The organism is Haloferax sp. AB510 (assembly GCF_024136985.1).
GTDB lineage: Archaea > Halobacteriota > Halobacteria > Halobacteriales > Haloferacaceae > Haloferax.
Map to the genome: position 1 here is coordinate 1 of NZ_JAMYJY010000005.1, position 12,108 is coordinate 12,108.

The window sequence follows — 12,108 nt, forward strand, 5'->3', positions numbered from 1 at the left end:
CCGGGCGACGCGGCATCGCGCTCCTCTCGGGCGACGACGTGGCCGGGACCGTCGTCGAAGTCCCGGGCCCCGAGCGATCGTTTCTCCCGACCCCGTCGCCGACGGAACGGGACCGGACCCTCAAGCGCGACTTCCGCGACGTCAAGTTAGACGACGCGCTCGCGCGGGCCGAGTCGGCCGTGGACGACCGCGTCGGCATCGTCACGCAGGTCGGCGAGCGCGAGTCGTTCCCGCTTCCGTACTACGTCGCGCAGACGGCGGACACCACGGTCTACGCCGACGCTCGGGCGGCCGAACTCGCCGGTGGCGCGGCCGCCGGCTGGGACGAGGCCTACATGAAGGCGCTCGGCGAGGCGCTCGAACGCTACTCGGCGGGTGTCTACCGCTCCAGCGAGTTCGCCGTCGCGCCCGCGGCGTCCCGACCGGCCGCGGTGCCGCCGAGTCGCTTCGTCAGACCCGACTCCGTTCGCGACCCCGACCCCGAGGAGCCGATTCAGTGGGTGGAAGGCGAGAACCTCGCGACCGGGGCAACCGTCTCGCTCCCGGCGGAGTTCGTCCACTACCCGCCGCCGTCGGAGCGACACAAGCCGTCGATTACGACCGGCCTCGGCCTCGGCAACTCCGGGACCGAGGCGATTCTCTCGGGGCTCTACGAGGTCGTCGAGCGCGACGCGACGATGCTCGCGTGGTACTCGACGTTCGACCCGCTCGGACTGGACGTGAGCGACGAGACGTTCGAGACGCTGGCGGCCCGCGCCCGCTCGGAGTCCCTAGAGGTGACTGCGCTCCTCGTGACGCAGGACGTGGACGTGCCGGTCGTGGCGGTGGCCGTCCATCGCGACGGTGAGTGGCCGAAGTTCGCCATGGGCTCCGGCGCGGACCTCGACGCGAGCCGCGCCGCTCGCTCCGCGCTGGCCGAGGCGCTCCAAAACTGGACCGAACTGCGCGCCATGGGACCGGACCAGGCCGCGACGCAGGGCGGCGCGATTGCGACCTACGCCGACTTCCCGAAGCCGGCTCGGACGTTCGTCTCGCCGGACGCGACCATCCCCGCTGACTCGGTCGGCCCCGGTGAGGTTCCCGAGGGCGCGGCCGAACTCGACGCAGTCGTCTCGGCGGTCGCCGACGCCGGCCTCGACGCGACGCGGCGCGGACCACCCCGCACGACGTGGAGCGACTCGGCTTCGAGGCGGTCCGGGTGCTCCTCCCGGACGCACAGCCGCTTTTCATCGGCGAGCCGTACTTCGCCGACCGCGCCGAGTCGGTGCCGCAAGAGCTCGGCTTCGAACCGCGACTGGACCGGGAGTTCCACCCGTTCCCGTAGCTGGCTGGTCTCGGGATTCGTTGGGTTCGTGGGCGTCGTGGCTGACAGCCGGCACGGGCGGCCACGCGGCAGGTGGGCCGAATCGAGTCCGCGCGGCGGTGTGCCGGACACCCGCGAGCCGACGCGCGGCCTGAGTCACAGAATAGCGACGTTGGCCGCGGCTCGGTACTTGAAGCTTCGTCGGGAGCGCGGGAACGAGAGGTCGGAAAGCGGGAGACTGCAGGCCGATTAGACGCCGAACGTCGCGCGGAGCATGTCGCGGCTCCCCGGCCCGAGACCGACCGCGAGGACGGCGATGAGAAGCAAAATCGCGTAGCGCGGGCTATCCTCGAATATCTGCTCGTCGAACACCCAGATGACGGCCGTTGCGGCCACGAGTTTGACGAGCAGGAACGGCCACGCGTCGCCCGTGACGGCCAGCACCGACTCGGGAAGCGTCGAGGCCGTGAAGTCGACGACTGCCTGATTCACCGGGTGTTTCGGGACGAGGTTGTTGCCCGCGCCGAGCGCGACCATCCAGTTGAGGCCGATGACGTTCGCCACGCCGTCGACGGCGTGGCCCCAGATGACGACGAGACCGATGTAGCCGGTACCCTCGTTGACCTCGGGGGCGAAGCGCTCGACGAGCCACCACGTCGCGGCGGCGGCGAGCGTCGCACCGACGAGGATGACGACGAGCACCTGAGGATAGAACGTCGCGCCCTGCGCGCCGGTGAGGCCGGCCCACAGGAGGTAACCGACCGCGACTGCGAGCACCGCGAGGCCGGCCCCGAACAGCGGTTTCACGTAGTCGTCGACGAGCCCCCGCCGTTCGGCGAAGACGCTCCCGACGACGGCGACGAGGGTGATTGCGAAGACGGTCACGTAGATAACCGGGCTGATGACGAGCGTGTTCAGCGGATAGCTGATGAGCGCGTCGGCGACGCCGGGCGAGTCGTTAGCGTCCTCGATCACGCGGAACGCGCCGCCGAACAGCATGAACGGGAAGAGCGCGTAGAAGAACCGCGGGCTCTCGCCGATGTCGAGGCGGCGGAGGAGGAACACGACGCCCGAGAGAGCGATGACGAGCGTGACCATGTAGCCGACCTCGGAGACGAGCGTGTAGCCGGGGTACGCGACGGGTTCGGCCGCGGCGGCGCAGGCCGACGCCGTGTCGAGGTACTGCGTGACGCCGTTCGCCCGAACCGCACAGACGGCCGAGTTCGCGTCGGCTTGGACGGGCCCCAGAAGTAGTGCCAGATAAATCCGTCGTAGACGACGCGAGGGAACGCGAGCGACCCGCCGACGAGGGCGACGAGGATGGCCGCGACGCCGAGCCCCCAGAGGCGCTCGGGGTCGAGACCCATTCGCTCTGCTACCGTTGCCATAGGCGATACCCCGACGGCGGGCCTGTTGAGGGTTCCGGTCTCTCGCATCCACCCCGCGCGCCTCGGCGCGGCGGGTCGGCGTCGCAACGAGGTGGCGTTCAGCGGCGGGCGTGGCTCAGTCCTCGTCGTCCGGTTCGCGAATCGGCAACACCGGGTCGTCGTACTCAGTTCCGAGGATGACCATCGTCTGAGACCGCGAGAAGCCGTCGAGCTCGGCGATGTGGTCGAACATGAGCTCGCGCAGAGCGTCGGTGTCCTCGGCGTACACCCGGAGCATCACGTCCCACTCGCCGGTGGTGAGGTCGATTTCTTGGACGCCCTCGATGTCTCGAAGCTGTTGGAGCGCCTCCTTTTCGCGGCCCTGTTTGACCCGGAAGCCGACCAGCGCGGAGGTTCCCAGCCCGACCTCCCGCGGGTCGACGTGGGCGTGGTAGCCCTCGATGACGCCGGCGTCTTCCATCCGACCGACCCGGTCGTGAACCGTCGCGCTCGACATATCGATTCTGCGGGCGATTTCGCTGAACGGGGTCCGCGCGTCTTCCATCAGAATCCGGAGAATCGCCCGGTCCGTCGCGTCGAGGTCCATGCTATCCTTTCTGATGGGGGGTGACTTCGCACTTGCGGATGGGAGGCACGCCCGCGCCCGCGGCGAGCGCCGTCCGGTTCCGGGTTTCGTCCGTCTACCGCTCGTCGATTTCGCGGGCCGCCTCCAGCACGACGTCGTGGACGCGCCCGTTCGAGGCGACGAGGCCCTCCGAATCGTGTCGCCACTCGTTCCCGTCGAGGTCTGTGACCGTCCCCCCGGCCATCCGAATGAGGTGTACGCCGGCGACCGAGTCCCACGGGTTCGCCCGCTTGTTCGTGATGACGCCGTCGAGCGAGCCGTCGGCGACGTACGAGAGCACGACCTGCATGCTCCCGTAGCGCCGCATGTCGCCGAAGCGCGTGACGATGGCCCGGGCCGCGGCGGCGTACTCGTCGCGGGCGTCGTAATCCCACCAGAACGTCGGACAGACCGTACACGTCTCGGGGTCGTCGCGCTGGCTCACCGAAATCTCCTCGCCGTTGCGGTAGGCCGCCTCGTCGTCGGCCGCGTAGCAGTCGTCGAGTGCGGGCAGGTAGTTTGTCGCCGCGACGGGATCGCCGTCGCGGACGGCGGCGACCGCAGTCGCCCAGACCGGCACGTTGCGCACGAAGTTGTTCGTTCCATCGATGGGGTCGACGACCCACGCCGCCCCCGACTCGGGAACCGACTTGAGTTCGTCGTCCTCCTCGCCGACGATTGGGTCGTCGGGAAACGCCCCGCGGATTCGCTCGACGACGCGGCGCTGGGCGTCCTTGTCGGCCTGCGTGACCACGTCCGTCTTTCCATCTTTCGTCTCGACGGAGATGCCGGTTCTGAAGGCGCGTCGCGCGACTGCGCCGCCGTCGCGGGCCGCGCGCTGTGCCCGGTCCGCCCGGGCGTCGAGTTCGTTCATAGGCGTGACAGGACGGGGACGTGCCTATATCCACCGACCCGACGCCGACGCGGCCCGGTGGCTTATGTCGATGGACAGTTTATCTCGTGGCGTGTCAGACGCTATCGACCTCCCGGTGCGGGTCCGCGAGTCGCTCGCGGCGTCCTTCGACGACGCCAGAGCGGCGGTCAGAGCCGGCGACGCCGAAACCGCGCTGGAACACGTCGAGACGGCGTCCCGCGTGCTCGGCCACAAGGTTCCGCCGAGCCCGCTCAAGGAGAAACTCCGGCACGGCGTGGCAGCCGTCGAGCGGACCGCGGCCGACGAACCGCTCGTCGCGTCGGAATACCTCCGGCTGATGAGTCAGTTGATCCGGCCGTAACCCGGCCGGTACGTCGCACCCACACCGCGAACGCGATGCGTCGTCGTGTCGCGTCGTGAACTGCGCCGCACGAGACGGCTCGCCCGCTCGAAGGGCGAATAACAGAAAAGCCAGAATCCGCAATTAGAACCCGGACGGAAGACGTTTTCCGCAGCCCTCACGACCTTTTTCGGCTTGCGCCGACTTCCCGAACTCCGATTCCTCGTGGTCCGGTACTTGGTCTTCCCGCCACTCGCTCGCAGAGCGGTTTACGGGGCTGTTTCGGTTCCTCTTCGGCACTTTGACCTCGTCTTCCTGTTACGAAAGACTCGGTGTTCGTGTCGATTCCATTCCTCCGCGTCTTGCGATGCGTACCGTCGTCGACGCCTTTCACGTCGCCCGACAGATTCGGTTTGGTCATCCGGTGCGTCCTTGCGCTTCCGGCAACACTACAGTAGGATCGATAACATAATGAACGTTTCTGACAAATTCTGTACTGTCCGGAGAAACTGATAGTCCGGCCGACGGACGGGTTAGTCGCGGTTGTCGCCGAACGTCATCCTCGTTCGGACTATTTCCGGCGGTTTTCATCGGAAACGTGGTCTGTTCATGATGAATTGTTCGGGATACTGGCGGCGGCGCTGTGGTGGCATCGTAACCGGGTGAACAGCGGGGGACAGAAGCGAACGCGTCCGCCATCGAGCGACCGGGTTTATAACAGGGTGGCGGGCCGCTTCGGTGCTCGCTTCTCGCCGCAGGCCGAGCTGCACTTGCCGCTCATCACGTCGTTTCTCGCGATAAGTGCGAGGGGAGGGATTTGAACCCACGGACCCCTACGGGAGCGGATCTTGAGTCCGCCGCTTTTTCCTGACTTAGCTACCCTCGCGCGTACTCAAGTACGACAGGGGGACCGCTAAAACGTTGCGAAACGTCAGACGAGGCCGCCGAACTGCTCGACGACGAGGAGGCCGCCGACGGCGATGCCGACGACACCGGCCGCGGCGCGGAGGACGCGCGTCCCGCCGACCGCCATCGAGCGCCCCCAGAGGAAGGAGACGGTCGCCATCGTGGCGATAGTCAGGAGGCTGAACGCCGCGAGGAACGCGACGGCCTGCCCCATCGCGGGCGCGGTCGAGACCATCGCGATGACGAGCGCGCCACTCCCGGCGAAGCCGTGGAGAACGCCGACGCCGAACGACTCGTCGTGGACGTGCGTGTGTTTCGTTCCGAACGCGACGTTCCCGAGCGAGAGGTGCCGGTGAACGCCGCTGTCGTGGTCGTGGTCCCGGAGCGTCGGCACGGAGACGCCGGCGGCCCGAAGGAGCATCCGCGCCCCGAGGAGGACGAGTATCGCACCGACGACGACTTCGAAGAAGTGCGTCACCGACTCGGGCAGGCGGACGCCGAGCGCGACGAACAGGAGGCCGACGACGGCAATCGGAATCGAGTGCCCGACGCCCCACGAGGCGCCGACGATGCTCGGTCGGTCGTCGTCTTCGACCATCGTCGCGACGGCGGCGAGGTGGTCGGCTTCCAGCGCGTGCCGGATTCCGATAACCCCGCCGGCCACGAGTGCTGATGCGAGTGCCATACGCTCGAAAGGACGAATCGCAGTAAATAGGTCAGGGGTCCGGGCGGGTACTCCGACCACGGTCGGTGCCTACTCTGGCCGCCACTCGCAGGATGCGCCGGTCGTCAGCCCCGCCGCGTCGATGTGCGACGAAAGGCACGCGTAGTTGCAGAACGCGCCCGCCGGCACGCGCTCGCCGGCTTCGAGCTCCTCCACGAAGACGGGGTCGTGACGCCGAACGTCGCTCCCGCAGTAGGTGCATTCTATCGTGTCCGTCACATCCGACCATTGTCGCGCTCGCACGAAAAAAACTGCGCGGCCAGTGTCGCCACCGATGGAGTTACCGGCCTTCCGGTCGCCCTGACTCACATGGACGAACACACCCGCGACCCGAGCGTCGCCCCGCCGCTCGGCAACCCGACGGGGTGGAACGACGACCTTCGGCTGTGGGAGCACGCGACGCTCCGCCGGGCGGTCGAACACGGCGTCCGCCTGTTCAACGCCGGCGACTTCCACGAGAGCCACGACTGCTTCGAAGACGAGTGGTACAACTACGGTGCAGGGACCGCGGAAAGCGCCTTCCTTCACGGAATGGTGCAGGTCGCCGCCGGCGCGTACAAGCACTTCGACTTTGAGAACGACGCGGGGATGCGGTCGCTGTTCGAGACGGCGCTGGAGTATATCCGTGGCGTTCCGAGCGACTTCTACGGCGTCGATGTGGACGACGTGCGCGAGACCCTCCGGGCGGCGTTGGACGACCCGACGGCGCTTCACGGCTGGCAAATCGAACTCGACGGCCACCGAGCGACCGCCTACCCCGCCGACTACGAGTACGTCGAAGGGCTCGACCACTGATCGCGTCTGACCCGCGGTTTCCCGCCCGCCGAATCAGTAGTTCCTGCTGACACGTCAGCGAAAGCGGCGTGAACCGGGAGAATCTAAAAGTCCTTTAGCGTCCAGTTCTAGGAATCGGCAATGCGAATCTACGAACTCGGTGACGGCACGCCCGAAGTGTCTGTCGTCGGGTCGATCCACGGCGACGAACCGTGCGGCGCTCGCGCCATCGAGCGGTTCGTCGCGGAGGACCCCGACGTCGAGCGCCCGGTGAAGCTCATCGTCGCCAACGAGGAGGCGCTGGCGGCGGACGAGCGCTACCTCGACGAGGACCTCAACCGGGCGTTTCCGGGCGATCCCAACGCCGAGAGCCACGAGCGACGCCTCGCCCACGACCTCGGCCGCGAGGTCCGCGGCACCACCGCTTTCTCGCTTCACTCCACCCAGTCGTACGCCGAACCGTTCGCCATCGTGGACACGGTCGACGCCATCTCCCGGTCGATTCTCCCCCGGCTCCCGGTCGATGTGGCCGTCGAGACGAACCACTTCGCGGAGGGTCGGCTCATCGAACACGCCCACACCATCGAGGTCGAAGCCGGTCTCCAGAAGTCCGACGAGGCGGCCGACAACGCCTACTGGCTCATCCGGGCGTTCCTCACCGCGACCAACGTCCTCCCCGCCCCCGCCGTCGCGAGCGACGGGAGCGGCGAGCTCGACGAGGAGTCCGAGTCGCAGACCGAGGACGACCGCCTGAAACTCGCGATTCCGGAGGAGAACAGCATCGACGTGTTCCGCCTGCTGGAACGGCTTCCCAAGCCGACGGCGGACCAATACGAAGTCCACGCGACCAACTTCGAACCCGTCACCGCCGGCGAGACGTTCGCCCGCGCCGACGCCGAGCAGTTCGTCGCCGACCGCGACTTCTATCCCATTCTCCTCTCCGCGTACGGCTACGCCGACATCTTCGGCTACGCCGGTGAGAAGGTCGGCACGCTCCCGTAGTCGGTCGATTCTCTCGTTTCTTCCGCGCTACGCGCCGTCTTCACCGAGGATTCGAACTACCGCGTCGGCGACCGATTCGACCGCCGCCGGGTCGTCAGGGGCGTCGTCGGTTGGGTCGCCGCCGGGACCGTCGTCGCCGACGTGGTACGCCTCCCACCCGGCGTTTCTCGCTCCGACCACGTCCTCGTCGTAGGTGTCGCCGACGTAGACGTAGTCGTCTGCCGGGAGCGCGGTCTCCGCGGCCTCGAAGATACCCGAGTCGGGCTTCCGCGAGGCGACGGCGGGGTCGTTCGAGACGACGACGGCATCGACGAGGTCCGTGAGGTCATGGCGTTCGAGTTTCGCCCGCTGGACCGCCGGCGCGCCGTTCGTGAGAATCCCGGTCGGTCGGCGGTCGGCGACGCGGACGAGCGCCTCGCGGGCCGACGCCGGGACCGTCGTGGCGGCGAGTTCGGCCTCCGCGTAGCGCGCCACGAGCGCCTCCGGGTCGTCGCCGATGTCGAACTCGTCGGTGATTACCTCGAAGCCGACCGCGTAGGGGTCCACGGCGAGGTCCTCGAACGCGTCGAAGAAGACGGAGAGATACCGGTCGTAGGCACCTTTGGGTGCGTTCGGGACCGCGCGGTCGAAGATAGTCTCGAAGTCGGCGGTGTAGCGGAGGAGCGTCAGGTCGAGGTCGAAGAAGACGGCGGTCGTCATATCAGGGCCAGCGGCCGGGAACCACAAAAACCCCTACTCGTCGGCGGGTTCGAACTCGACGAGCGTCAGGTTCCGGTCGAGGTGGCAGTGGTCGTGCGGCGGGTCGCCGAGCACGTCGCTGATGCGGTACTCCTGGTCGAACTCGGCACCCTCGGGGACGCAGTACTCGTGGCTGGGGCACTCGGTGTGCGGACACGGGCCCTGCAGGCTGGCCTTGCTTCCGGCGTACGCGCCCTTTGAGGGGACGTTCGCCGTGACCGGGGCCGGTTCGACCTCGACGGCGCGGACGCCCTCGTCGTGGACGGCGCAGTCGAGGACCTGCGTGTTCTCGCGCACGCCGAGGACCCGGTAACGGACGCCTTCGGTGAGGTTGAGGCACTGCTGACGGTACGGACAGCCCTCGCAGGCGCTCGATTCACCGTGGTAGACGAACTCGGTGCCGGGGTCGGTCAGGCGGGCACCGACAAGCGTGACGGAGGTCATAGCGGTGGTTCTCCTGCGAGGTGGTTAAGGCTCCCGCCCGGTCAGTTCGTCGAGCTTCTCGAAGTACTCCTCGCGGGGGACTTGGTAGGCGCTCCGGTAGTCTATCTCGCCGTCGGAAAAGCGTCCGGCGATGTCGGTCGCGCCCTCGACGGCCGCTTCGCGGGAGTCGAACTCCTCGACGACGACTTCGATTTCGGGTTCGAGATAGAGCACGGCGTGCCACGTCTCGGTTCGAATCTGCGTCGCGCCCGGACGGTTCGCCCGCGACCCGTTCCACACGAAGACGGTCGGCATGCACTCGGCGGGAAAGGCGCTCTCGTTGAACACGTCGGGCCGAAACGCGAGGATGCGCCGCCCCTCGTGCTCGTCGTTCCAGAGGGTCCACCCGTCGGGCAGGTCGGTCATGGGCGTGCTAGTCCGCCGCGCGTCCTAAGCCTTCCCGCTTCCGCCGCCACCGCCGGTCGCCGTGACGCCGGCTCGGAGGCCGTGGTTCGCCCCTCGAAACTGACCGGTCGGGGACGACATGAATCTCATCCGACCCGATTAACGGGACCACCAACTGACTGAATCGCCGATTAAACCGACACACGTCGGTCGATTGGAGGTTCACACGACGTGGTACGTATCTGGATTGGTCGACATTCAAGACAATCTATTGACTACTTTCAGAGAAAGCGTTATATGTTAACGTCTCTCATTGATTGGTAGTCTCGGTCCCCGGGCCGAGCGAGCCGTCGCGCATCGTTTGCCAATCGCCGATTCTGTCGCCAGTCGCCGACCCGTCGTGAGCGCGCAGCGGCGGCGACGCATTTCGATTCACCGCCCGCGGTCTGTCGCCGCGGGTCCGTGGCTCGCGGTGTGTCGTCTGCGACCCGCGAACGCGGGCGCGTCGCCCTCGGTCGTCTCCGGACGGCTGGTCCGACGAGGCTCCACGAACAATGACCGGCGAAATTGAAACACTCGCAGACCTGAGCAAGCACTACAAAGACTCCGTGCCCGCGGACCTCCGCGAGGCGAAGAGCTTCGAGTGGTACTTGGAAGAGGTCTACGCTCACCCAAAGATCGCTCGCAACGCCCACCAACGCGTGGCGGACATGTTCGACTTCTACGGCACCCGTTACGACGAGGACGCGGGCGTCGTGGAGTACCTCATGGCCTCCGAAGACCCCCTTCACGACGGTGAAAACGTCTTCTACGGCCGCGAAGTTCACGAGTCGATTCACGAGTTCGTCAACAAGGTGAAATCGGGGGCTCGCGGCCTCGGTCCCGAAAAACGCATCAAACTCCTCTTGGGCCCCGTCGGCTCCGGGAAGTCCCACTTCGACTGGATCTCCCGTCGCTACTTCGAGGACTACACGATGTCCGACGAGGGGCGGATGTACACCTTCCGGTGGACGAACCTCGGCGACGTCATCCGCGACCAAGACCCCTCCGACGACGTGGTCACGTCGCCGATGAATCAGGACCCGCTCGTGTTGCTCCCGCAGGAACAGCGCGACGTGGTCATCGAGCAGTTGAACGAGAACCTCGACGCGCCGTACACCATCCGGAACGACCAGGCGCTAGACCCCGCCTCGGAGTTCTACATGGACCGGCTGCTGGCCCACTACGACGACGACTTAGAGGAGGTCGTGGCGAACCACATCGAGGTCATCCGACTCGTCGCCTCCGAGAACAAACGCCAGTGTATCGAGACGTTCGAACCGAAGGACAAGAAGAACCAAGACGAGACCGAACTCACCGGCGACGTCAACTACTCGAAGCTCGCGGTGTACGGCGAGTCCGACCCGCGGGCGTTCGACTACGCCGGCGCGTTCTGTAACGCAAACCGCGGCATCTTCTCCGGCGAGGAACTGCTGAAGCTCCAACGGGAGTTCCTCTACGACTTCCTGCACGCCTCGCAGGAACAGACAATCAAGCCGAAGAACAACCCCCGAATCGACATCGACCAGGTCATCGTCGGGCGGACGAACATGCCCGAATACCGCGAGAAGAAGGGCGACGAGAAGATGGAGGCGTTCAACGACCGGACGAAGCGCATCGACTTCCCGTACGTCCTCGAATACGAACAGGAGGCCGAAATCTACCGGAAGATGCTCCGGAACGCCGACGTGCCAGACATCCACGTCGAGCCGCACACGCTGGAGATGTCCGGGCTGTTCGGCGTCCTGACCCGCATCGTCGAACCCGACTCCGACACCATCTCGCTCGTCCAGAAGGCGAAGGCCTACAACGGCGAGTTGGACGACGGCGACGACGTGGACGTGCGCAAACTCCGCGAGGAGGGCGAGAAGAAAGCCGACATCGCCGAGGGCATGGACGGCGTCTCCGCCCGGTTCATCGGCGACGAAATCGCCGAGGCCATCATGGACGCGACCCACCGCGGCCGCGGCTACCTCTCGCCGCTGTCCTCGTTTACCCACCTCGAAGAGAACCTCGAGAACCACGGGTCGATTCCCGAGGAGAACCTCGAACGCTACCACCGCTACCTCGAGATGGTCCGCGAGGAGTACAAAGAGCGCGCCATCGAGGACGTGCGCCACGCCCTCGCCTACGACATCGACGAGATTCGCCGGCAGGGCGAGAAGTACATGGACCACGTCATGGCGTACATCGACGACGCGACGGTCGAAGACGAACTGACGGGACGCGACCAAGACCCCGACGAGAAGTTCCTCCGCGCGGTCGAGGAGAAACTCAACATCCCCGAGGACCGCAAGGACGACTTCCGACAGGAGGTCTCCAACTGGGTCTCCCGGCGCGCCCGCGAGGGAACGTCGTTCAACCCGCAGGACAACGACCGCCTCCGCCGCGCGCTCGAACGCAAACTCTGGGAGGACAAGAAACACAACATCAACTTCTCGGCGCTCGTGAGCGCGAACGAGCTTGACGACGACGAGCGCAACGCGTGGATAGACGCGCTCGTCGACCAGGGTTACTCGCGCGACGGCGCACGGGAGGTGCTCGAGTTCGCCGGTGCGGAGGTGGCGAAGACCGAACTCGAAGGGTGA

General features: G+C 66.7%; 11 protein-coding genes, 1 tRNA gene and 2 pseudogenes. 5 read left to right on the plus strand and 9 right to left on the minus strand.

The window, feature by feature from the left end:
• Positions 1–1,324, plus strand: a pseudogene (locus NKF06_RS01635) (YcaO-like family protein); the annotation flags it as partial.
• Positions 1,325–1,552: 228 nt separating this feature from the next.
• On the opposite strand, the pseudogene NKF06_RS01640 reads toward NKF06_RS01635, so the two are convergent.
• From NKF06_RS01640 to NKF06_RS01650, 3 genes and pseudogenes are all read right to left on the minus strand, one after another.
• A pseudogene (locus NKF06_RS01640) lies at positions 1,553–2,670 on the minus strand (DUF63 family protein).
• Between the two features lie 136 nt (positions 2,671–2,806).
• A complete protein-coding gene (locus NKF06_RS01645) occupies positions 2,807–3,277 on the minus strand; it encodes an Lrp/AsnC family transcriptional regulator (protein ID WP_058828254.1) in 471 nt (156 codons plus the stop codon).
• A 94-nt stretch (positions 3,278–3,371) separates the two neighbouring features.
• Positions 3,372–4,169, minus strand: coding sequence for an inositol monophosphatase (locus NKF06_RS01650; protein WP_253244324.1), 798 nt, complete (start codon positions 4,167–4,169; stop codon positions 3,372–3,374).
• A gap of 91 nt (positions 4,170–4,260) precedes the next feature.
• On the opposite strand from NKF06_RS01650, the gene NKF06_RS01655 reads away from it, so the two are divergent.
• Positions 4,261–4,530 (plus strand): hypothetical protein, encoded by a 270-nt coding sequence (locus NKF06_RS01655; protein ID WP_058828256.1) that lies wholly within the window; start codon positions 4,261–4,263, stop codon positions 4,528–4,530.
• A gap of 781 nt (positions 4,531–5,311) precedes the next feature.
• On the opposite strand, the gene NKF06_RS01660 is transcribed toward NKF06_RS01655, so the two are convergent.
• The 3 genes from NKF06_RS01660 to NKF06_RS01670 all read right to left on the minus strand — a co-directional run bounded on the left by NKF06_RS01660 (position 5,312) and on the right by NKF06_RS01670 (position 6,358).
• Positions 5,312–5,395 (minus strand) — tRNA-Leu (locus tag NKF06_RS01660).
• Positions 5,396–5,440: 45 nt separating this feature from the next.
• Positions 5,441–6,100: a high-affinity nickel-transporter protein gene (locus tag NKF06_RS01665; protein ID WP_058828257.1), complete on the minus strand. Its 660-nt coding sequence runs from the start codon at positions 6,098–6,100 to the stop codon at positions 5,441–5,443.
• Between the two features lie 69 nt (positions 6,101–6,169).
• Entirely contained in the window at positions 6,170–6,358 is a 189-nt protein-coding gene (locus NKF06_RS01670) for a hypothetical protein (protein ID WP_058828258.1), read from the minus strand.
• Between the two features lie 90 nt (positions 6,359–6,448).
• Between NKF06_RS01670 and NKF06_RS01675 the strand changes: the two genes are divergently transcribed.
• Both NKF06_RS01675 and NKF06_RS01680 read left to right on the plus strand, forming a co-directional pair.
• The gene (locus tag NKF06_RS01675; protein WP_058828259.1) at positions 6,449–6,934 is read left to right on the plus strand and encodes a DUF309 domain-containing protein; all 486 of its coding nucleotides are present in this window, start codon (positions 6,449–6,451) and stop codon (positions 6,932–6,934) included.
• Positions 6,935–7,054: 120 nt separating this feature from the next.
• Complete coding sequence (locus NKF06_RS01680; RefSeq protein ID WP_253244325.1) at positions 7,055–7,915, plus strand: succinylglutamate desuccinylase/aspartoacylase family protein; 861 nt, start codon at positions 7,055–7,057, stop codon at positions 7,913–7,915.
• Between the two features lie 27 nt (positions 7,916–7,942).
• On the opposite strand, the gene NKF06_RS01685 is transcribed toward NKF06_RS01680, so the two are convergent.
• The 3 genes from NKF06_RS01685 to NKF06_RS01695 are packed head-to-tail and all read right to left on the minus strand — an operon-like array spanning position 7,943 to position 9,502.
• Entirely contained in the window at positions 7,943–8,614 is a 672-nt protein-coding gene (locus NKF06_RS01685; protein ID WP_253244326.1) for an HAD family hydrolase, read from the minus strand.
• A 33-nt stretch (positions 8,615–8,647) separates the two neighbouring features.
• Complete coding sequence (locus tag NKF06_RS01690; protein WP_004974429.1) at positions 8,648–9,097, minus strand: UPF0179 family protein; 450 nt, start codon at positions 9,095–9,097, stop codon at positions 8,648–8,650.
• A gap of 24 nt (positions 9,098–9,121) precedes the next feature.
• Positions 9,122–9,502 (minus strand): DUF5820 family protein, encoded by a 381-nt coding sequence (locus NKF06_RS01695; protein WP_042661742.1) that lies wholly within the window; start codon positions 9,500–9,502, stop codon positions 9,122–9,124.
• Between the two features lie 533 nt (positions 9,503–10,035).
• Between NKF06_RS01695 and NKF06_RS01700 the strand changes: the two genes are divergently transcribed.
• Positions 10,036–12,108 (plus strand): serine protein kinase PrkA, encoded by a 2,073-nt coding sequence (locus NKF06_RS01700; protein ID WP_115880794.1) that lies wholly within the window; start codon positions 10,036–10,038, stop codon positions 12,106–12,108.